This is a genomic window from Sphingomonas sp. HITSZ_GF (genome assembly GCF_029543155.1).
In the GTDB taxonomy this organism is placed as follows: domain Bacteria; phylum Pseudomonadota; class Alphaproteobacteria; order Sphingomonadales; family Sphingomonadaceae; genus Sphingomonas.
This window is the reverse complement of sequence record NZ_JARQXA010000004.1, coordinates 20,049-39,453: the sequence shown is the minus strand read 5'-3', so window position 1 is coordinate 39,453 and position 19,405 is coordinate 20,049. Positions and strand designations below refer to the sequence as shown.

Below are 19,405 nucleotides of genomic sequence, written 5' to 3'. Positions count from 1 at the left end.
ATCTCCCGACAATCGGGTTTCGGAGAACGGAGCAGTTCATGGATATCGGCGTCATCGGGCTCGGGCAGATGGGCAACGGCATCGCGCGCAACATCGCCAAGGCCGGGCACCGGCTGACCGTGTGGAACCGCGATCCCGCCAAGGCCGATGCGCTCGTCGCCGAAGGCGCGATCCGCGCAGCCAGCCCGGCCGAAGCGGCGCGCGGCGACCTGGTCGTGACCATCCTCGCCAACGATGCCGCCGTCGAAGCCGTGACCTTCGGCGAAGCCGGCATCCTTTCGGCCGCCCCCGGCGCGATCCATGTCTCGATGAGCACCATCGCCCCGGCGCTGGTCGCGCGGCTGGCCGATGCGCACCGCGCCGCCGGCTTGCGCTTCGTCTCCGCCCCGGTGTTCGGCCGGCCCGACGTCGCCGCGGCGGGCGCACTCAACATCGTCGCGGCCGGCGACGCCGATGCGATCGCCGCCTGCCAGCCGCTGTTCGACGCTGTCGGCCAGCGCGCCTTCCCCGTCGGCCCGCGCCCGGAGCAGGCCAACATCGTCAAGATCTCGGGCAACTTCATGATCCTCGCCGCCGTCGAGAGCTTCGCCGAGGCGATGGCACTGGGCGAGAAGAACGGCATCGCCCCCGCCGCGTTCGTCGAGGTGATGACCGAGACGCTGTTCGGCGGCCGCAGCCACCGCGTCTATGGCGAGATCCTCGCCGAGCAGCGCTTCCGCCCGGCCGGCTTCCCCGCCCCGCTTGGCCTGAAGGACATGAACCTGGTCGCCGCGCTCGCCAATGAAAGCCGCGTGCCGATGCCGTTGCTCGGCGTGATCCGCGACCATCTGCTCAGCGCGATGGCGCGCGAGGGCGAGGATCTCGACTGGTCGGGCCTCGCCCTCGCCGTCCGCGCCGACGCGGGGCTCTAGCCCCGCCTCAGCCTTCGCGGTGCACGGCGAAGGGTTGCCAGCTCTGGTTCACCGGCATCAGCTCGATCGTGTTGATGTTGAGGTGCGGCGGCAGCGTCGCGATCCACAGGATCGTCTCGGCGATGTCCTCGCCGGTCATCGGGTTCACCCCGCCATAGAGCTTGTCCGACGTTTCCTGGCTGCCGGTGCGCACCAGCGTGAACTCGGTCTCGACCATGCCCGGCTCGACCGAGGTGACGCGCACGCCGGTGCCATGCAGGTCAGCGCGCAGGTCGAGGCTGAGCTGGCGGACGAACGCCTTGGTTGCGGCGTACACATTGCCGCCCGGATAGGGATAGGTCGCCGCCACCGAGGACAGGTTGATGATCGCGCCCTTGCGCGCGATCAGCATCGGCAGCAGTTTGTGCGTGATCGAGGCGAGCGCGACCACATTGGTGTCGATCATCGTCTTCCAGTTGGCGAGCGACGCCTGCTGGGCCGGCTCCAGGCCGAGCGCCAGCCCGGCATTGTTCACCAGCAGGTCGATCTCGCGGAAGTCCTCGGGCAGCGAATCCAGCGCCGCGTCGCGCGCTGCCTCGTCGCGAATGTCGAAGGCGAGCGTGCGGACATTGTCGCGCGCGAGCCCGGCCAGCCGGTCCTCGCGCCGCCCGGTGGCGACGACGTTCCAGCCGGCATCGGCAAAGGCATGGACACAGGCCTCACCGATCCCTGCCGTTGCGCCGGTGATGAGTGCAGTTGCCATGCCGAGTCTCCTGGTGTTTGTTCGCTCCTTGCCGGGCGGCATTCGCCCGTCAAGCGTGCGGGGGAGTCGAGTGATGGGAGACATGGTGATCGTCGCGTACCGGCCGAAGCCGGGCAAACAGGCCGAGCTAGAAGCGCTGGCGCGCGACCATGTGCCGTTCCTCCGCCGCCTCGGCCTCGCCACCGATCGCCCGGCGCTGATCATGAAGGCCAAGGACGGCACGATCGTCGAGGCCTTCGAATGGAAGGAAGGCGCCGTCGCCACCGCGCACGAGAACCCGCAGATCCTCGCGCTGTGGGAGGAATATGCCGCGGTGTGCGACTATCTCCCCCTGTCCCAGCTGCCCGAGGCGCAGGACATGTTCGCCACCTTCGCACCGCTGGACTGAGCGGGAACCGGCGTGGAGAGCGTCAGGATTGTCGCCTTCGCCACGCTGGCGGCGATCCTCTACGGCATCCTGCACGATCAGGTGACCGCGCATCTCTGCGTCGAATATTTCACGATCGGCCATCCGCCGATCTTCCCTACCAGCTCGCCCGTCCTGCTGGCGCTGGGCTGGGGCGTGATCGCCACCTGGTGGGTGGGGCTGCCGCTGGGGATCGGCCTCGCCATCGCGGCACGGGCAGGGCGCGCGCCGAAGCTGTCGCTCCGGGACCTGCGCCGGCCGGTCCTGCTGCTGATGCTAGGCTGCGGCGCACTGGCGCTGCTGGCCGGGATCGCCGGCGCGATCGGCGCCGCGATGGGCTGGGTCTGGCTGATCGGCTGGCTGGCCGAAGCGGTACCGCAGGAAAAGCACATCGCCTTCCTCGCCGATCTCTGGGCGCACAGCGCAAGCTATGCCGGCGGCTTGCTGGGCGGGCTGGCACTGATGGCCTGGACCTGGCGGCAGCGGCGCATCGCCCAACCAAACCAGCCGTCACCCTGAACTTGTTTCAGGGTCCAAATCTCCACAAAGGATATCCCTCGCGGCTCCTTGGATGCTGAAACAAGTTCAGCATGACGGAAAAAAGCCTAAGCCCTCCCCATCAAGGGGGAGGGCTTTTTCTCACAGCGACTTACCCGCGCAGCACTGCGCCGAGCTTGGCCGCCGCGGCGACCACCTTGTCCGCCACGGCCTTCAGCTCCTCGTCGGTGAAGCTCTTCTCGCCCGGCTGGAGCGTGACTTCGATGGCGAGGCTCTTCTGCCCCTCCGGCACGCCGGTGCCGGTGAAGACATCGAACAGCCGTGCGTCGACGATCACCGCCTTGTCCGCGCCCTTCACGGTGCGGACGAGATCGCCCGCCGCCAATTCGAGCGGGACCAGGAAGGCGAAGTCGCGCGTCACTGCCTGCAGCGCCGGCGGCGTGTAGGCGGTGCGCATGAAGCCGGTCCCGCCGCGCTTGGCGGGCAGCGCATCGAGATAGAGCTCGACCGCGGCGACATCGCCGTCGAGGTCGAACGCCTTGAGTACGCTCGGATGCACCATGCCGAACGCCGCCAGCACGGTCTTCGGTCCCAGCCGCAGCGTTGCCGACTGGCCCGGATGCCAGACCTCGCCGGCCTCCCCCATCACCTGCAGGTTCGCCACCGGCGCGCCGGCAGCCTCGAGCAGCGCCAGCGCCTCGGCCTTGGCGTCGAACGCGGTGAAGGGCTGGGCGCGGCCAGCCTGCCAGCCGCGCGGCGTCTTCGCGCCAGCCAGCAGCACGCCAAGCGTCACGCGTTCATCGAGATTCTTGGCGCCATCCGCCAGATAGCGCCGGCCCAGCTCGAACAGCCGGACCGAGGTCGCACCGCGCTTGAGGTTGCGCTCGGCAGCCCCCAGCAGGCCCGGCAGTAGCGACGGGCGCATGACCTTCATGTCCTCGCTGATCGGGTTGGCCAAAGTCCAGGCGCCGCCGCCGAACGGCGCCGCCTGGCTTTCCGAGACGAAGCTCCAGGTCACTGCCTCGTTGAGCCCGCGCGCGGCGGCGTTGCGGCGCAGCTTGCGCTCGATCTTCTGCTCGGGGGTCGCGGTCGGCCTGGCCACGCCGGGCACGCGCGACAGCGGCGTCGAGGGGACATTGTCGATGCCCTCGATGCGGATCACTTCCTCGACCAGATCGGCCGGGCCGTCGATATCGCGGCGCCAGCTCGGCGCGGTGACGCGCAGCGCGTCGAAGCCGGCGCCCAGATCGACCGGATCGCCATTGCCGTCGAGCGGCTGGACGGTGAAGCCCAGGCTCTCGAGGATCTCGATCTGCCGCACCGCCGGCACGGCGAGCCCGCCCAGCGTCTCGGCAAGCGTCGGGTCATAACCGGTGGTGACGCCGACATGCGGCGGCGTGCCCGCGCGGGTGATCGCGCTGGCGATGCCGCCGCAATGCTCGAGCACCAGCTTGGTCGCGATCGCCAGCCCGTCGTCGAGGAACGCCGGATCGACGCCGCGCTCGAAGCGCTGGCGCGCATCGCTGGTCAGGGCCAGCTTCTGGCCGGTCCGCGCGATGTGCTCGGGATCGAAGAAGGCGCATTCGATGACGACGTCGGTCGTCGCCGCCGACACGCCCGAATGCTCGCCGCCCATGATGCCGCCGATATCGTGGACCGCCGCGTCGTCGGCGATCACGGTCATCGTCTCGGTCAGCGCATAGGTCTTGCCGTTGAGCGCCCGCATCTCCTCGCCCGCCTTGGCCTTGCGCGCGACCAGCCCGCCGACGAGCTTCGCCTTGTCATAGACGTGGAGCGGGCGCCCCAGGTCGATCGAGACGAAGTTGGTGATGTCGACCAGCATCGAGATCGGCTTCTGCCCGATCGCGGTCAGCTTGCGCGCCATCCAGGCGGGGGCAGCACCGTTGGTCACCCCCGACACCGCCTGCGCATAAAAGGCCGGGCAGCCTTCGCTGTCCTCGATCCGCACATCCGGTGCCGGGCCGCTGCCGTCGATCGGCGCCACTGCGTCCATCCGATAGACCTGGGCGAGCGGCTTGAGCGTGCCGAGGCCCGCCGCCGCCAGGTCGCGCGCAATGCCGCGCACGCCCATGCAGTCCTGGCGGTTCGGCGTGATCGAGATGTCGAACACCGGATCGTTGAGATCGGCATAATCGGCGAACGCCGTGCCCACCGGCGCATCGCCCGGCAGCTCGATGATGCCGTCATGGTCGTCGCCCAGCTCGAGCTCGCGCGTCGAGCACATCATGCCGTTCGATTCGACCCCGCGCACGGCGGCGACCTTCAGCGCCATGCCGTTCGCCGGCACCACCGCGCCAGGCGTGCCGAGCACGCCGACCAGCCCCGCACGCGCATTGGGCGCGCCGCAGACCACGGTGAGCACCTGCTCGCCGGTATCGACGGTCAGCACCTGCAGCTTGTCGGCCTGGGGATGCCGCTCGGCGGTCAGCACCCTGGCGACGCGGAAGCCGTTCAGCTTCTCGCCCGGATTCTCCACGCCTTCCACTTCGAGACCGATACGGGTCAGCGCCTCCTCGATGTCGGTGAGCGAGGCGTCGGTATCGAGATGCTCCTTGAGCCAGCTCAGCGTGAACTTCATGCGCCCACTCCTCCGCTCAGCGTGGGCACATCGAGCGCCGAGAAGCCGTAATGCTTGAGCCAGCGCAGATCGCCGTCGAAAAAGGCGCGCAAGTCGTCCATTCCGTATTTGAGCATCGCCAACCGGTCGACCCCGGTGCCGAATGCGAATCCCTGCCATTCATTCGGATCGAGCCCGCAGCTCTCGATCACCTTGCGGTGGACCATCCCGGAGCCGAGCACTTCCATCCAGCCGCCATTGTCGCTCTTGCGCGGATCGCCGCCGATCACGCGCTTGCCGTTCTGCCAGGTGAAGCCGACATCGACTTCGGCCGAAGGCTCGGTGAACGGGAAATAGCTCGGGCGCAGCCGCAGCACGATGTCGTCGCGCTCGAAGAACGCCTTGAGGAAAGTCTCCAGCGTCCACTTCAGGTGGCCGAGCGTGATCCCCTTGTCGATCACCAGCCCCTCGATCTGGTGGAACATCGGCGTGTGCGTAGCATCGCTGTCCGAGCGATAGACGCGGCCCGGCGCAATGATCCGGATCGGCGGCTTGTCCTTCACCATGGTGCGGATCTGCACCGGCGAGGTGTGGGTGCGCAGCAGATACTTTTGGCTGCCGTCCGCCTCGGGCGGGAAGTAGAAGGTGTCGTGCATCGCCCGCGCCGGATGCGTCTCGGGGATGTTGAGCGCCGTGAAATTGTGCCAGTCGTCCTCGATCTCGGGGCCGGTGGCGACCGCGAAGCCGAGATCGGCGAAGATCTCCGCCAGCTCATCCATCACCTGGCTCACCGGATGCACCGAACCTGCGGCCACGCCGTCCACCGGCAGCGTCATGTCGATCGTCTCGCTGGCCAGCCGCGCATCGAGCGCCGCCTTCTCCAGCCCGGCCTTGCGTGCGCCAAGCGCCTCGGTCACCGCCTCGCGCAGCGCATGGATGCGCGGCCCTTCGACCTGGCGTTCCTCGGGGCTCATCCCGCCCAGCGTCTTGAGCAGGCCGGTGATCGCCCCCTGCTTGCCGAGCGCATGCACACGCACCGCTTCAAGCGGCTCGAGCCCCGCCGCGGCATCGATCGCGCCGAGCAGGTCGGTGCGGAGCTGGTCCAGATCGGTCGTCAACTTGTCACCTCGTCATTCCCGCGAAGGCGGGAATCCATTCACACTATCGGTAGCGGCTCGAAGCCCAGCCCGATCGCAAGGTCAACCCATTCCGGGTTGGATTGCTCGATCAGGTTCAGCTTCCAATCGCGATTCCACTTCTTGATCCGCTTTTCACGCAGGATCGCAGCCTCCATGTCGCCATGCATCTCGTACCAGACGAGGCGGAGTGCGCCATGTTCATGCGCGAAGCCCTTCGTGATGCCTTCGCGATGCTTGTAAAGCCGGCCCATCAGGTCGGAAGTGACGCCGGTGTAGAGCGTCCCCGCCCGTCCGCTAGCCAGGATATAGACGCACGGATATTTCTCCACCGTCCCCTCCACCGTCATCCCCGCGCAGGCGGGACCCATTGGCGCTGAACTCGGAAAGAAACCCACCGTCAGCCTAAATGGATTCCCGCCTTCGCGGGAATGACGAAAGAAGAAGCGGCCAAAGAAAAAGGGCGCCGGTGTTGCCACCGGCGCCCCATTTTCTGGTGCTCGCGCAGGTCGCTCAGGCGGCCTGGGGCAGAGCCGCCTTCGCCTGCGCGATGATGGCGCTAAACGCTTCACCTTCGTGCATGGCGATGTCGGCCAGAACCTTGCGGTCCAGCTCGATGCCGGCCAGCTTCAGGCCGTGCATGAACTGCGAATAGGTCAGGCCCTCGGCGCGGACGCCGGCGTTGATGCGCTGGATCCACAGACCGCGGAACGTGCGCTTCTTAACCTTGCGGTCGCGATAGGCGTACTGGCCGGCCTTTTCGACGGCCTGACGGGCGATGCGGATCGTGTTCTTGCGACGACCGCGATAGCCCTTTGCCTGCTCAAGAATGTTCTTGTGCTTGGCCTTGGTGGTCGTACCACGCTTAACTCGTGCCATGTCTTAGGCCCTCCTTACTTCAGACCGTAGGGCGCCCATGCCTTGATGTGCGCGACATCGGCATCGGCGAGCACGGAGGTGCCGCGGTTCTGGCGGATATACTTGGCGTTGTGGCTGATCAGCCGGTGGCGCTTGCCAGCCACACCGTGCTTCACCTTGCCGGTGGCGGTGAGCTTGAAGCGCTTCTTCACGCCGCTCTTCGTCTTGAGCTTGGGCATTTTCGTCTCCTCAGGTTCGACGATTGCGGACGCGCGCGGCAGCCCATACAGCCGGCGCATCCCTACGATCGCGGAAAGCGGGCCCCCTAGCCGAAGAGTCGGGAGAGCGCAAGGTGAGTCTCCCCCTCCTCCGTCATTCCCGCGAAGGCGGGGATCCATTGGCACTGAAACTGGATGGAGCCGCACCGCCGGCCACATATGGATTCCCGCCTGCGCGGGAATGACAGGATGCGCGCGAATCGGAACCCCTTCCATCGCCAGGCTTTTTCCTCCTGATGGCCGATCGTGACACGCCCATAACAGCCGCTGACGCCGCCCCGCCGCCGGGCGATGCGCCCGCCCGGCCGATTCGCGCGCTCGGAACCCCGCTCGCCAGCGCCATCGCCGTCGCCGCCACGCTGCTCGGCCTGATCGTCCTCGCCTGGACGATCCTGTTCGTCACCAAGGGCCGCTTCCTCAAGCATACATTCGAGCGCATCGTCGCCGGCCAGACCCACCGCGACGTGAAGGTCGCCGGCGACTTCCAGCTCTATTTCAACCCGTTCAACGTCAAGTTCGTCGCCGAGCGGATGACGATCGCCAATCCCGCCTGGGCCGGCCATGGCAATTTCTTCCAGGCCAAGCGCATCGATTCACGCATTTCCACCTGGAGCCTGATCACCGGCAAGTACCGGGTGAACTGGCTGGGCCTGGAAAATGGCCAGGTCGATCTGCAATGGGACAAGGCCGGCAAGCGCAACACCTGGACCTTCAGCGAGGAGAAGGGCGAGCCGCTCGACCTGCCGCTGATCCGCCGCGCGCTCGTCCAGGGCACGATGATCCGCTATGTCGATCCGCGGATGCAGATCGAGGCCGGCATCCGCATCCACACGGTCGAGGCCAGGGACACCCAGTTCGCCTCGGCGATCAATTTCGACGGCAGCGGCACCGCGCGCGGCACCCGCTTCGTGCTCAACGGCGCGCTGCTCACCCCCAATGCCACCGTCTCGGGCGGCAAGAACCAGCTCCGGCTCCATGCCGAGGGCGTGCGCACCCAGCTCGACGTCTCGGGCACGCTCCCCGGCGCCACCGAGATCGAGGGTGCCGACCTGCACATGGACGTGCGCGGCCAGAACCTCGCCGACATCTTCATGCTCGCCGGCATCGCCGTGCCCGATACCCGCAGCTACCGGCTCACCTCGGCGCTGACCAAGCTCGGCGACGAGTGGCGCTTCACCGGCCTCAAGGGCCGGTTCGGCGAGTCGGACCTCGCCGGCAAGATGACCGTGAAGATGACGCGGCCGCGCATGCTGCTCACCGCGCAGCTCGCCACCGACACGCTCGACATTGTCGATGCCGGCCCGTTCATCGGCTACAATCCCAACACGCTGGCCGCCAAGGGCGCCGCCGGCACCGTCACCCAGGTCGCCGGGACGCCGCGCATCCTCCCCGACGCCAAGCTGCGCGTCGATGCGCTGCGCAATTTCGACGCCAAAGTGCACTGGACGGTGCGCGACGTCCGCGCGCCGAGCCTGCCCATCTCGAACATCGAGCTCGGCCTCGATCTCGACAACATGCTGCTCAAGCTCAGCCCGCTCAACTTCAGCATGGCGCGCGGAACGGTCAGCTCGGACATCAGCATCAACGCGCGCAAGCAGCCGGTCTTCACCGATTACGACATCCGCCTGTCGCCCACCCCGATGGGCACGCTGCTCGCCGGCTGGGGCGTCGAGCAGAGCGGCACCAGCGGCACGATCAAGGCGCGGGTGCAGATGACCGGAGCGGGCGACAGCGTGCGCGAATCGCTCGCCCATTCGAACGGCCGCATCGCGATCATCATGCCGCGCGGCAGCATGTGGGCGCGCAACATCCAGCTGTCGGAGATCGACATCGGCACCTTCCTCCAGAAGATGTTCGAGAAGAAGCTGAAGGAGCCGGTGCAGATCAATTGCGGGCTGATCGGCTTCACCGTGCGCAACGGCATCGCCGCCGCCGATCCGATCCTGATCGACACCCAGAAGAACGTCATCCTCGGCCGCGGCGGCTTCAGCTTCCGCAACGAGAGCATCGACCTGGCGATCCGCGCCGACGGCAAGAAGTTCAGCCTGTTCTCGGCCCAGTCGCCGGTGGGCCTGAACGGCTATTTCGCGCGGCCGGGCATCAACGTGATCTCGCCCGAGCTGGTCGCCCGCGCCGGGGTCGGCCTGGGGCTCGGCGTCTTCGCCAGCCCGTTCGCGGCGATCATCGCCTTTGTCGATGTCGGCGATGCCAAGTCCGCCGCCTGCGGCCCGATCCTCGAAGGCGCCCGCGCCGCCGCCCAGCGCGACACCAAGGGCCGCCCGCGCGACGATGTCGGCAAGGGCACCACCGCCAAGTCGGAGGACGGCTCGCGTTCGAAGCAGGACCGCCGCGACCAGCGCAAGGTGTTCAAGAAGAAGGATTGAGCAGTGGATCGGTGCGGCGATATCGCGCGTAGCTGTGCTTCCGGCCTCCTGGCGCTGGCCGTCTGCGGATGCGGCGGTTCCCAACAAGCCGGCAAGGACGACGCGTCGGCGGCGCTCGGCAATGCCAGCGCTAGCGAAGTCGCCCAGGCGCGCGCCTATGTCGGCCAGTTCGCCACCGGGAACCCCGATGGCTGCTTCCAGGAAGTCGCGCTGGAGCGGCCAAGGCTCGAGTCGCGGACCCCCGACGGCATCGGGCCGAGCATTGCGCCGGTTCGCGTCGTCGTCGCGATCGACGGCTCCGGCTCGATGGCAGGCCGCATCGGCGGGCAGACCAAGCTCGATCTCGCCCGAGAGGCCGCCACGCGCTTCGTCGATGGCCTGCCCGCGTCGGTGGAGGCCGCGCTGCTCGTCTTCGGGCAGCAGGGTGACAATAGCGAGGCGGGCAAGGCCAGGTCCTGCGCGGCCGTCGACCTGATTGCCCCCCTGTCGACCGATCGCGCCGCGCTGGGCGCCGCGGTTTCCAGGGTCAAGGCGGTGGGCTGGACGCCGCTCGCCGCCGGCCTGGCAAAAGCGGAGGCGCTGCTCGCCGGCTCTTCCACCGAAGGCGAGCAGGTCATCTATATCGTCTCCGACGGCGAAGAGACGTGCGGAGGCGATCCGGTGGCGGCGGCACGGCGGATCAACAGCGGCAGGACGCGTGCGGTCATCAACATCATCGGCTTCGGCCTGCCGTCGAGCGAAGCAGCCGCGCTGAAATCCGTCTCCGATGCCGGCGGCGGCAGTTTCGTCAACGTCAGCAGCCGCGCCGACTATGACCGGACGTTCGCGCTGGTGCGCGAATCCAATCGCCAGTCCGGCAATGCCCTGCGCCAGAGCAACGCCGTCTCGGGCAACGCCTTGCGCACTTCGAACGCGCGCAGCCACGCCGCGCTCTGCATCAGCAACATCATCAGCAGCGAAAGCCTGCGGATGAGCAACGACCTGTCCGCGCGCGGCGTCCGGGGCGAGTCGCCACCCTTCGAGCGCACGGCCCTGGCCCTGCTGGAGGCGCGCCACGATGCAATGCAAGACCGCCTGAAGCGCTATGAGGCGCGCTTGAAGGGCGACGAAACCCATACGCGCGACAGTATCGATGCGGCGGCCAATGCGGTTCACTAGGTCGAAGCGGGGCCCATGCGGACCGGCGAGAAGCCGATGGGATCGCAGCGCGAACGGTGCAAGGTTCTCGAACAGGGACTGACCGCCCGGGCTATTTCTGCTCCGCGTCCTCGCGCGCCACGGCCTCCGCCTCGTGCAGCATCATGCGCGCGGCGTTGGCATCGAGATGCGAACCCTCATGATTGGCGTGCAGGTAATTGGCGTTGAACATCGCCAGCGCGCACATCGCTTCGAGGTCGAGCATCTCGAACTCGCGGCCCTTCCAGGCGATCAGTCCGCGGGTCCGCAGTTCCTTCAGCGTGCGGTTGACGTGCACCGTCGTCATCCCCGTCACTTCGGACAGGTCGTTCTGGGTCAGCGGGATCCAGCAGCGATTGCCGGTCGTCATGCGCACCGCGCGCAGCCGGAAGAAGACTTCGCACAACAGATGCGCCATCCGCTCCATCGCGTCGCGCTGGCCGAGATTGACCGTCCATTCGCGCTGGATCGCGGCACTCACCAATGCGTCCCACCACAGCGCCTGGGTGACGCGCGGATGATGCGTGGTCAGCATGTCGATCCGCTCGCGCGTGATCTCGACATAACGCACTTCGGTGAGCGTGCCGATCGAGTGATCGAGCTGGCGCAGCACATAGACATGCAGGTCGCACAAATCGCCGGGCAGGAAGAGAGCGATGATCTGGCGGCGGCCGTCGGGCAGCACCTTGTAGCGGCATGCCCAGCCTTCGAGAATCAGCCGCACCACGCTCGGGCGCTCGCCTTCCAGGATAATGTCCCGACGCGTGCCGATGCGGAATTGCGGCCCCGATGCCAGCGTGTCCAGCGCCGAGCGGTCCTCGGGCGACAAACGGGCATATTGTTCGAGCCGATGGGCGAGCGGATTGGCCACGGGGGAGCGCATCCTTTCGAGACAACAACATTCGGCGCGCGCCCACGTTCACATATGTTTGTGTCGGGCATCAAAGTACGGAAGCGAAACGAGAATCGCGTTTCAGACTTGCGATCGGCGCAATGCAACTGTCTGCATAGACGGCGCCACATCATTAAATGCGCAGGTTTTGCTAAATATCCGCCGGCGGAGGGCCTTTCGCCTTTTCGGCCCGCCGGTCATATTCGTCGGCCATGCGAAAATGCGTGAGGGCAACCGCATTGTCCTTGCATGCCCGCGCGATCACGCGCTCTTGCGTCGCCCGCAATGTGAAATATTCCCGGTCGTCGTGGCGTTCTGTCATATTCTGCTCCGGTCGCCCCGACCCGCGCGGGCAGGATAAGCCGAAGCGGGGCTGCCGCGATCACCTATGTTGGGTCGCTGCAACATGGGCCGCCTTGCAATGTAGGATTTCGCCTGCTTGGCTTTCGCGGCCGGACTCATCGCCGGCCGCTCTTTAAATTGTTGGAAATATAGGAAAAGGCAGGCGCAATAACCTTGCGAGATTGCGCGCGTTTGCGGGAAAAGTGTCAACTTAAGGCGCCGCAAAAACGCGCTTCGGCGTGATCTTCGTGTACTTTGGCGAGTCGCGCCTAGTGCCCGTGTTGGTGATCGCCGCGACAGGCCAGCGCCTCGAGGATGTCGTCGATCCGCGCCGGATCGCCGCAGGCGACGACTTCGCCGTTGCTGCCGGCATGGAGCGGGTCGCCCTGCCAGTCGCACATCCGCCCGCCCGCGCCCTCGACGATCGGCACCAGGGCCGCGAAGTCGTGGAGCTTGAGCCCGGCCTCGACGACCACGTCCATCCAGCCGCTGGCGACGCAGCCATAATTGTAGCAGTCGCCGCCCAGCACCACGCTCATCACCGCGGCGTCGAGATGCTCGAAGGCGTGGAGCTGGTCGTCGCCGAACAGGGCCGGCGAGGTCGTGCCCAGGATCGCCTGGTCGAGCTCGCGGCAGCGGCGCGTCTCGGCGGGCTTGCCGTTGAACAAAGTCGGGCGGCCGGTCACGCCCAGCCAGCGCTCCCTGGTCACCGGCTGGTCGATGATGCCGAGCAGCGGCCAGCCCTGCTCGATCAGCGCGATCAGCGTGCCGAAGATCGGGCGGCCGGCGATGAAGGCGCGGGTGCCGTCGATCGGATCGAGCACCCAGACGCGGCCGCTGGTGCCTTCGCGCACGCCGAATTCCTCGCCCTGGATGCCGTCCATCGGCCGCTCGGCGATGATCAGCTTGCGCATCGCCTCTTCGGCGGCGCGATCGGCGAGGGTGACGGGGGACTGGTCGTCCTTGGCCTCGACGCCGTGCTCAGCGCGGAAATAGGGGAGGATCGCCGCGCCCGCCGCATCGGCAAGGCGTTCGGCAAGGGCGATGTCGGCAGCGGTCACGGGCATGGCTCCGCCCTAACGATCGGATTTTGACTCGCCAAGGTCACAAAGCTTTGTCACTCCACCGGCCCATGCCCATGCGCTCCCTGCTGATCCCCGTCGCGCTGCTCGCCGCCACGCCCGCCGCGGCGCAGAGCCTGCGCGCCGTGCCCGCCCAGCCCGCCTCGGAGGCCGAGGCGCTGCGCGGCGTCGAGGTATTCCTGATCAACGAGGGCGAGGTTGCAGTCACCGATACCGGCCCGCGCACGATCGAGATCACTGCGGCCGACGGCACGCGGCTGGTGCTCGAGCGGGCGCCGGGCCCGCAGCCCACGGTCGCCCCGCACGGCTTCGCCAAGGCGCGCTATGTGCCGGTCAGCGTCGCCGGGCGCGCGGTGCCGCCGGCCGAGCAACACGCCGCCGCCGAGATCCCCGAGGGCGAGACGGTGGTGCAGAGTTCGACCGGCAGCTCGGCGGCGTTCGTCGACCGGTTCGAGCCGCACGAGCCCATCTACGGCGCGTTCGGGCTCAAGGATGCCGGCGGCAAGCTGCAGGTCAGCTTCGCCTTCCGCCCGTTTGCCGAGAAGGCGCCGCTCAAGCTCGGCAACCTGCGTTTCGCCTATACCCAGACGATGTTCTGGGCGCTGAACCAGCCCTCGGGCCCATTCCGCTCGACCAATTACAGCCCCGAGATCTACGCCGACATCCCCTTCGACGAGACGACCAAGGTGGCGCTGGGCTATCGCCACGATTCGAATGGCCGCGGCGAACTCGACTCGGTCGATCTCAACCGCGTGTTCCTGCGCGCCGAGAAGCGCTTCGACCTGGGCGGCGACTGGCATGTCGATGTCGCGCCCCAGGCCTGGTTCTATGTCGGCCGGCTCGGCACCGCGCCCGATGTGAAGGACTATTTCGGCTACACCTCGCTCACCGCGGCGATCGGCCAGGATAACGGGCTCAAGCTCGCGCTCACCGGCCGCGGCAATTTCCAGACCGGCAAGGGTGCGGGCGAGCTGTTCGTCTCCTATCCGCTGGCGCGGATTGCCAAGGGTGTGGGCTTCTATATCTTCGGCCAGGCCTTCACCGGCTATGGCGAGGCACTGGACGACTATCGCAAGAACGACACCCATGCCCGGATCGGCATCGCACTGACGCGATAAGCCGGGCGGACGGGGATTTTAGGAGGATCGCCATGCGCAAGTTTTGGATCGCCGCTGCCGCCACCACGCTGGCGCTCGCCGTGCCGGCCGGTGCCGCGCTCAAGGACGGTGCGCGCGCGCCCGATTTCACCGCGCCCGGCGCGATGGCGGGCAAGCCGTTCAGCGTGAACCTGAAGGCCGCGCTCAAAAAGGGTCCGGTCGTCCTCTATTTCTTCCCCGCCGCCTTCACCGATGGCTGCAATGCCGAGGCGCATGCCTTTGCCGAGGCGCTGCCCGATTTCCAGAAGGCCGGGGCCAGCGTGATCGGCATGACCGCGGGCAATATCGACAAGCTCGAAGCCTTTTCGGCCGAAAAGTGCGCCGGCAAGTTCGCCGTCGCCGCCGCCAGCCCGGAGATCATCAAGGGCTATGACGTGGCGCTCACCAAGCCCGACGGCACGGTGACCAAGATCACCAGCCGCACCTCCTATGTGATCGCGCCGAACGGCAAGATCCTGTTCGCGCACACCGATATGAGCCCGGCGAGCCATATTCGCCTGTCGCTCGAAGCAGTGCAGAAGTATAAGGCGGCGCATAAGCACTGACATTATTCCGGGTCGGTCGGCTTTTGCTCACCGGATGTTAGCAGTTGACGACTAGTTTGCCCGGCAAGGCGATGTTGAGGACATTGCCGATGCAATTTCTGGTGAGGAATAGAGGCAAATGGTCGCGGCCAAGGCCGTCCGGGTGGCAAGCGGTTCCCAGGCCGCACGAAGCCTGTACGACCGAATCGGTGAGTTCCTGGTGGATCAGCGGCTCGACCCTGATCCCGCGAACTATGCCTTTGCCTATCAGCTGCTCGCCAATCCCGATGGCCCGCTGGCGCGCGCCGTGCACACGCTCACCGACGGCGGCGTCCGCCTGACCCGGCGCGACATCGAGACTTTGGGCTGCGACAGCCCGGTGCCCGGCACGCCCACCGCGACGATCGAGAAGGCGCAGGGCCTGGTCGCCCAGACCCAGATGCAGGTCGAGGGCTTCCACGACATCGTCACCGCGATGCGTGCCGACGCCCAGGATTTCGGCCGCGACCTCGAAGCCAGCGCGCAGGCGATGCGGCGTTCGGGCGGCGACGATCTCGAAGTCACCCGGCTCACCGCGACGATGCTCGAGCGCGTCCGCTATGCCGAGGAGCGGCTCGAGACCGCGACCCGCGAAGCCAGCGAGCTGCGCACCAAGCTCGAGGAAGCGCGCGACAATGCGCGCAAGGACCCGCTGACCGGCCTCGCCAATCGCCGCGCCTTCGAGGAAGCCTATGCTGCCGCCGCGGCCAAGGGCACCCGGCTCTGCATGGCGGTGTGCGACGTCGATCACTTCAAGTCGGTCAACGACCGGTTCGGCCATGTCGTCGGCGACCGCGTGCTCAAGGCGCTGGGCGAGGCGCTGTCCGATACCTGCAAGGGCCATCTCGTCGCCCGCTATGGCGGCGAGGAGTTCGTCGTGCTGTTCAACGGGCTCGACCTGCGCGGCGCCCGCGAAGTGCTCGAGCGCGCCCGCATCGCCGTCTCCGCCAAGCGCTACCGCCTGCGCGAGACCGATGCCCCGCTCGGCGAGATCACCTTCTCGGCCGGGCTCAGCCCCGCCGAGCGCGGTGAAGTGTTCGGCACCGTGTTCCACCGCGCCGACCAGCTCTGCTACGCCGCCAAGAATGGCGGCCGGAACTGCATCCGCGTCAACTGACCGGAATCGGACAGTGACTGTCCGCTTATGATTGGGAAAATCCGCCATAGCTTGGCGTGAAATTTCCCAACTCCACGTAACTTTCTAACTCACCCCCAGCAAAATCAAACACTTAGAAAACTGGCACGCTCCCTGCAAAGTATCTGGCATCGGCAGCCGGATGGTCCGGCAAAGGCCGAAAGCACAGGGAGTAAGTTAAAATGTCGATCCGTATCAGCTCGCTTCAGCACAGTGTCGCCGTCGTCGGCGCCGTCCTGTTCACCTATGCCATCGTGCTCTTCTCGGCCCCCGTGGTTCCGATCGCGTGATCCGCGGCGGACCAGACGGAAGGGAGAGGATAAGCATGATACGCAGCCTGATGGTCGGTGTGGCGTCCTTCGCACTCACCGCAGCAATGATCGCCGTGAGCGGCATGCAGGGTTCCGGCCTGATCGGCTGACCCTGCAGAGCCGCCCGGCGGCGGCCGAACGAGGCGGAACCACTCGCCTCCACCACCGGTTTCCCAAGGCATTCCAGGAGGATGCCGTGTCCGAAACCGAAGCCATGATCCACGAAGACGCGCTGCCCGGTCACGAGGCCGCGCTCGAGCCCAAGCCCGACTGGGAACCGCGCTATCGCGGCTCCGGCCGGCTCGAAGGCAAGGTAGCACTGATCACCGGCGCCGACAGCGGCATCGGCCGCGCAGTCGCCGCACTCTATGCGCGCGAAGGCGCCGATGTGGCGATCCTCTATCTTTGCGAGCATGACGACGCCGAGAAGACGGCGCAGATCATCCGCAGCGAAGGCCGCGAGGCGCTGACCATCGCCGGCGATGTCGGCGACAAGGCCTTTTGCGATTCCGCCGTCGCGAAGATCATCGAGAAGTTCGGGCGGATCGACGTCCTGGTGAACAATGCCGGCGAGCAGCACCCCGACAAGGACATCACCGACATTACGGAAGCGCAGCTGCGCCGCACCTTCCAGACCAACATCTTCGGCATGTTCTTCCTGACCCAGGCCGTGCGCCCGCACCTGAAAAAGGGCGCGGCGATCGTCAACTGCACCTCGGTCACCATGTATCAGGGCTCGAAGGAGCTGCTCGACTATTCGAGCACCAAGGGCGCGATCACCGCTTTCACGCGCAGCCTCTCCGAGAACCTGGTGGGCGAAGGAATACGAGTGAACGCGGTGGCGCCGGGGCCGATCTGGACCCCGCTAAATCCGATGGGCGGCGCCTCTCCCGAGAAACTAGAGCATTTCGGCGAGAATACGCCGATGGGTCGGCCAGGCCAGCCCAACGAAGTCGCGCCCGCCTTCCTGTTTCTGGCTTGCGAGGACGCCAGCTATATGTCCGGCCAGGTGCTGCACCCGAATGGCGGGACAATAGTGAACGGCTGAGCCCAGCGGCGAGCGCGATCTACGCCACCGCGCCCGCGCCCACCGGCCCCACCGGGGCTTCCTCGCCGCGCGAATAGGTGCCGGTGAGCAGCCCTGCCGCGATCACCCTGCCTTCCATGACCCGCAGCAGTTCGCCGCGCCCCGGATTGTCGCCTGGCTCGGGTCCTTCGCTCAGCGCGAAGATCTGGAAGGCGTAATTGTGCTCGCCATGCCCGTTGGGCGGATCGGGCGGCAGCCAGCCTTCGACGAAGCCGCTGTTGCGGCCGACATCCTCGCCCTCCGGCCCGCCGGCACCATCGGGGACGATCTCACCCTCCTTCAGATCGCCGTCGAGCGGCAGGCCCCAGACGATGGCATGCACCACCGGCTGCGGCGTCGGCGCGTCGGGATCCTCGACCAGCAGCACCAGCCGCGCAGTGCCCTCGGGCACACCCGTCCAAAACAGAGGCGGAGAGACGCCCTCGCCGTCTGCGGTGAAGCGATCGGGCAGGCGCGCGCCGTTCGCGAAGGCCGGGCTGGCAAGGTGGATCACCCCTTCGCCGGCCAGCTCCGGCCGGACGATCGCCAGCTTGTCCGCGCCGGCGCGCAGCGGGCTCAGCGCCTTGCCAAGCCAATGGGGAAGATGTTCGAGCATCGCTTTCTCCTTGGCTACTGAACCGACGAGAAAGCGCGAGGCTCCCGCTTAAAGGTCCAGCTTCTCGTAGTCGGCGGGCGGCGGGATGCCTTCCATGCGCTCGCTCAGAAGCGGGCGGAAGCTCGGGCGGCTCTTCATCCGGACGTACCAGCCCTTGGCCTGTTCGTGGCTCTTCCAGTCGATGCCGCCGAGATAGTCGGCGATCGAGATCTGCGCCGCAGCGGCAAGATCGGCCAGGCTCATGGTCGGGCCGGCCAGCCAGGTGCGGTGATCGAGCAGATAGTCGATATAGTCGAGATGGTTGACCGCTGCCTTCATCGCCGCGCGAAGCACCTGCCCGTCGGGCGATTGCTTATAGACGATGCGCTTGAGCATCCGCTCGTGGAGCAGCGGCGCGGTGATCTCGGCATAGAAATTGGTGTCGAACCAGATCGCCAGGCGGCGGATCTCGGCGCGATCCGTCGCGGTGCCGTTGAGCATCGGCGCCTTGTTCACCGTCTCCTCGAAGAATTCGCAGATCACCTGCGAATCGATCAGCGTCACCCCGCGCTCGGTATCGACCATCACCGGCACCTGGCCGGTGGGGTTCAGATCGAGGAACTCGTCGCGCCGCAGCCAGGGCGATTCCCGCACCGGCTCATAGCCGACGCCTTTCTCGCCCAGCAGCAGCCGGACCTTGCGCGAGAAGGGACAGAGCGGGAATTGGTAGAGCTGCCACATGGGGCCGCTTTAGGACTCGCCCGGCGCCCGCGTAAAGCGCTTGCCGACCGGCCGCGAATAAAAGCCGACTATTTGGTCGCCAAGGCCGCGCGCAACGGCTGGAGCGCAGCCCGCAAGCGCGCCGCCGTCTCGTCGAGCGAGGCGCGCATCTCCAGCGCATTCTGTCCAAGCGCCGCCGCCACCGCGACTACGCGCCGCGTATCGGCCTGGAGATGCTTGTCGAAGTCGGGATCGCGGCGGCGCTGAATGTCGCCCAGCGTGTCCTGCTCGCCGATCGTCGGGTCGGCATAGCGCGCGACGGGGCCGACGCGGGTATCGAGCACGGCATCAGCAAGATTGCCGAGCATCGCGGCGGCGCCGGCCTGAACCATCGGATTCTGCAGCGCCCGGACGATCGCTTCGGCCTTGTCGGGCTGTGGCTGCGACTGGGCAAGCGCCGGAGTGGCGGCGGCGCAGAGCAGGATGGCGGCGAGGACAAGACGCATGATACGCTCCGGTAGGCAGACTCGGATATGCACGCCTTATATCACAGATAGTTGCGCGGGGGCAGCAAC

21 protein-coding genes are annotated in these 19,405 nt (G+C 67.0%); 9 read left to right on the top strand and 12 right to left on the bottom strand.

Translation table 11 applies throughout. The features are described 5' to 3' along the window. The first annotated feature begins 38 nt into the window (after positions 1-38). The gene (locus P6144_RS11955) at positions 39-911 is read left to right on the top strand and encodes an NAD(P)-dependent oxidoreductase (RefSeq protein WP_277767997.1); all 873 of its coding nucleotides are present in this window, start codon (positions 39-41) and stop codon (positions 909-911) included. Positions 912-918: 7 nt separating this feature from the next. Here P6144_RS11955 and P6144_RS11950 read toward each other — a convergent pair whose 3' ends face one another. Further along, positions 919-1,653, bottom strand: coding sequence for an SDR family NAD(P)-dependent oxidoreductase (locus tag P6144_RS11950; RefSeq protein WP_277767996.1), 735 nt, complete (start codon positions 1,651-1,653; stop codon positions 919-921). Positions 1,654-1,726: 73 nt separating this feature from the next. On the opposite strand from P6144_RS11950, the gene P6144_RS11945 reads away from it, so the two are divergent. Together P6144_RS11945 and P6144_RS11940 are read left to right on the top strand one after the other, a co-directional pair. Continuing rightward, the gene (locus P6144_RS11945) at positions 1,727-2,041 is read left to right on the top strand and encodes a hypothetical protein (RefSeq protein ID WP_277767995.1); all 315 of its coding nucleotides are present in this window, start codon (positions 1,727-1,729) and stop codon (positions 2,039-2,041) included. Between the two features lie 12 nt (positions 2,042-2,053). Then, on the top strand, positions 2,054-2,578 hold the full coding sequence (locus P6144_RS11940; RefSeq protein WP_277767994.1) for a hypothetical protein: 525 nt from the start codon (positions 2,054-2,056) through the stop codon (positions 2,576-2,578). Between the two features lie 130 nt (positions 2,579-2,708). On the opposite strand, the gene pheT is transcribed toward P6144_RS11940, so the two are convergent. The 5 genes from pheT to rpmI form a co-directional block, all read right to left on the bottom strand. Further along, positions 2,709-5,156: a phenylalanine--tRNA ligase subunit beta gene (pheT, locus tag P6144_RS11935; RefSeq protein ID WP_277767993.1), complete on the bottom strand. Its 2,448-nt coding sequence runs from the start codon at positions 5,154-5,156 to the stop codon at positions 2,709-2,711. After that, positions 5,153-6,253, bottom strand: coding sequence for a phenylalanine--tRNA ligase subunit alpha (gene pheS / locus P6144_RS11930; protein WP_277767992.1), 1,101 nt, complete (start codon positions 6,251-6,253; stop codon positions 5,153-5,155). Before pheS ends, pheT begins: the two co-directional genes overlap by 4 nt. 38 nt (positions 6,254-6,291) lie before the next feature. After that, positions 6,292-6,642 (bottom strand): GIY-YIG nuclease family protein, encoded by a 351-nt coding sequence (locus P6144_RS11925; protein ID WP_277767991.1) that lies wholly within the window; start codon positions 6,640-6,642, stop codon positions 6,292-6,294. Between the two features lie 142 nt (positions 6,643-6,784). Continuing rightward, a complete protein-coding gene (gene rplT / locus P6144_RS11920; protein WP_277767990.1) occupies positions 6,785-7,150 on the bottom strand; it encodes a 50S ribosomal protein L20 in 366 nt (121 codons plus the stop codon). Between the two features lie 14 nt (positions 7,151-7,164). Continuing rightward, complete coding sequence (rpmI, locus tag P6144_RS11915; protein ID WP_078103280.1) at positions 7,165-7,368, bottom strand: 50S ribosomal protein L35; 204 nt, start codon at positions 7,366-7,368, stop codon at positions 7,165-7,167. A gap of 275 nt (positions 7,369-7,643) precedes the next feature. On the opposite strand from rpmI, the gene P6144_RS11910 reads away from it, so the two are divergent. Together P6144_RS11910 and P6144_RS11905 are read left to right on the top strand one after the other, a co-directional pair. Next, the gene (locus tag P6144_RS11910) at positions 7,644-9,791 is read left to right on the top strand and encodes an AsmA family protein (protein WP_277767989.1); all 2,148 of its coding nucleotides are present in this window, start codon (positions 7,644-7,646) and stop codon (positions 9,789-9,791) included. A 3-nt stretch (positions 9,792-9,794) separates the two neighbouring features. Further along, positions 9,795-10,949, top strand: a complete 1,155-nt coding sequence (locus tag P6144_RS11905) for a VWA domain-containing protein (protein WP_277767988.1) — start codon at positions 9,795-9,797, stop codon at positions 10,947-10,949. A gap of 91 nt (positions 10,950-11,040) precedes the next feature. Here the strand turns inward: P6144_RS11905 and P6144_RS11900 are convergent, their stop codons facing one another. The 3 genes from P6144_RS11900 to hisN all read right to left on the bottom strand — a co-directional run bounded on the left by P6144_RS11900 (position 11,041) and on the right by hisN (position 13,268). Further along, the gene (locus tag P6144_RS11900; protein ID WP_277767987.1) at positions 11,041-11,850 is read right to left on the bottom strand and encodes a Crp/Fnr family transcriptional regulator; all 810 of its coding nucleotides are present in this window, start codon (positions 11,848-11,850) and stop codon (positions 11,041-11,043) included. Positions 11,851-12,010: 160 nt separating this feature from the next. Then, the gene (locus tag P6144_RS11895; RefSeq protein ID WP_277767986.1) at positions 12,011-12,181 is read right to left on the bottom strand and encodes a hypothetical protein; all 171 of its coding nucleotides are present in this window, start codon (positions 12,179-12,181) and stop codon (positions 12,011-12,013) included. 289 nt (positions 12,182-12,470) lie between these two features. Continuing rightward, positions 12,471-13,268: a histidinol-phosphatase gene (hisN, locus tag P6144_RS11890; RefSeq protein ID WP_277767985.1), complete on the bottom strand. Its 798-nt coding sequence runs from the start codon at positions 13,266-13,268 to the stop codon at positions 12,471-12,473. A 65-nt stretch (positions 13,269-13,333) separates the two neighbouring features. Between hisN and P6144_RS11885 the strand changes: the two genes are divergently transcribed. From P6144_RS11885 to P6144_RS11870, 4 genes are all read left to right on the top strand, one after another. Beyond that, positions 13,334-14,401 (top strand): phospholipase A, encoded by a 1,068-nt coding sequence (locus tag P6144_RS11885; RefSeq protein ID WP_277767984.1) that lies wholly within the window; start codon positions 13,334-13,336, stop codon positions 14,399-14,401. Positions 14,402-14,433: 32 nt separating this feature from the next. Continuing rightward, a complete protein-coding gene (locus P6144_RS11880; RefSeq protein ID WP_277767983.1) occupies positions 14,434-14,985 on the top strand; it encodes a peroxiredoxin in 552 nt (183 codons plus the stop codon). Positions 14,986-15,103: 118 nt separating this feature from the next. Further along, entirely contained in the window at positions 15,104-16,120 is a 1,017-nt protein-coding gene (locus P6144_RS11875; RefSeq protein WP_277767982.1) for a GGDEF domain-containing protein, read from the top strand. 525 nt (positions 16,121-16,645) lie between these two features. After that, a complete protein-coding gene (locus P6144_RS11870; RefSeq protein ID WP_277767981.1) occupies positions 16,646-17,497 on the top strand; it encodes an SDR family oxidoreductase in 852 nt (283 codons plus the stop codon). 19 nt (positions 17,498-17,516) lie between these two features. Here P6144_RS11870 and P6144_RS11865 read toward each other — a convergent pair whose 3' ends face one another. The 3 genes from P6144_RS11865 to P6144_RS11855 form a co-directional block, all read right to left on the bottom strand. After that, on the bottom strand, positions 17,517-18,131 hold the full coding sequence (locus tag P6144_RS11865; protein ID WP_277767980.1) for a YbhB/YbcL family Raf kinase inhibitor-like protein: 615 nt from the start codon (positions 18,129-18,131) through the stop codon (positions 17,517-17,519). Between the two features lie 48 nt (positions 18,132-18,179). After that, the gene (locus P6144_RS11860; RefSeq protein ID WP_277767979.1) at positions 18,180-18,851 is read right to left on the bottom strand and encodes a glutathione S-transferase family protein; all 672 of its coding nucleotides are present in this window, start codon (positions 18,849-18,851) and stop codon (positions 18,180-18,182) included. Between the two features lie 68 nt (positions 18,852-18,919). Further along, positions 18,920-19,336 (bottom strand): hypothetical protein, encoded by a 417-nt coding sequence (locus tag P6144_RS11855; RefSeq protein WP_277767978.1) that lies wholly within the window; start codon positions 19,334-19,336, stop codon positions 18,920-18,922. Positions 19,337-19,405: the final 69 nt, after the last annotated feature.

Bases quoted from the DNA above. Each gene is read 5' to 3' on its own strand.
- P6144_RS11865 (WP_277767980.1), bottom strand. From the start codon at position 18,131: ATGCTCGAACATCTTCCCCATTGGCTTGGCAAGGCGCTGAGCCCGCTG.
- hisN (WP_277767985.1), bottom strand. From the start codon at position 13,268: ATGCCCGTGACCGCTGCCGACATCGCCCTTGCCGAACGCCTTGCCGAT.
- P6144_RS11895 (WP_277767986.1), bottom strand. From the start codon at position 12,181: ATGACAGAACGCCACGACGACCGGGAATATTTCACATTGCGGGCGACG.
- P6144_RS11860 (WP_277767979.1), bottom strand. From the start codon at position 18,851: ATGTGGCAGCTCTACCAATTCCCGCTCTGTCCCTTCTCGCGCAAGGTC.
- P6144_RS11885 (WP_277767984.1), top strand. From the start codon at position 13,334: ATGCCCATGCGCTCCCTGCTGATCCCCGTCGCGCTGCTCGCCGCCACG.
- pheT (WP_277767993.1), bottom strand. From the start codon at position 5,156: ATGAAGTTCACGCTGAGCTGGCTCAAGGAGCATCTCGATACCGACGCC.
- P6144_RS11900 (WP_277767987.1), bottom strand. From the start codon at position 11,850: ATGCGCTCCCCCGTGGCCAATCCGCTCGCCCATCGGCTCGAACAATAT.
- rpmI (WP_078103280.1), bottom strand. From the start codon at position 7,368: ATGCCCAAGCTCAAGACGAAGAGCGGCGTGAAGAAGCGCTTCAAGCTC.
- P6144_RS11945 (WP_277767995.1), top strand. From the start codon at position 1,727: ATGGGAGACATGGTGATCGTCGCGTACCGGCCGAAGCCGGGCAAACAG.
- P6144_RS11855 (WP_277767978.1), bottom strand. From the start codon at position 19,336: ATGCGTCTTGTCCTCGCCGCCATCCTGCTCTGCGCCGCCGCCACTCCG.
- P6144_RS11910 (WP_277767989.1), top strand. From the start codon at position 7,644: ATGGCCGATCGTGACACGCCCATAACAGCCGCTGACGCCGCCCCGCCG.
- P6144_RS11875 (WP_277767982.1), top strand. From the start codon at position 15,104: ATGGTCGCGGCCAAGGCCGTCCGGGTGGCAAGCGGTTCCCAGGCCGCA.
- P6144_RS11950 (WP_277767996.1), bottom strand. From the start codon at position 1,653: ATGGCAACTGCACTCATCACCGGCGCAACGGCAGGGATCGGTGAGGCC.
- P6144_RS11925 (WP_277767991.1), bottom strand. From the start codon at position 6,642: ATGGGTCCCGCCTGCGCGGGGATGACGGTGGAGGGGACGGTGGAGAAA.
- rplT (WP_277767990.1), bottom strand. From the start codon at position 7,150: ATGGCACGAGTTAAGCGTGGTACGACCACCAAGGCCAAGCACAAGAAC.
- P6144_RS11880 (WP_277767983.1), top strand. From the start codon at position 14,434: ATGCGCAAGTTTTGGATCGCCGCTGCCGCCACCACGCTGGCGCTCGCC.
- P6144_RS11955 (WP_277767997.1), top strand. From the start codon at position 39: ATGGATATCGGCGTCATCGGGCTCGGGCAGATGGGCAACGGCATCGCG.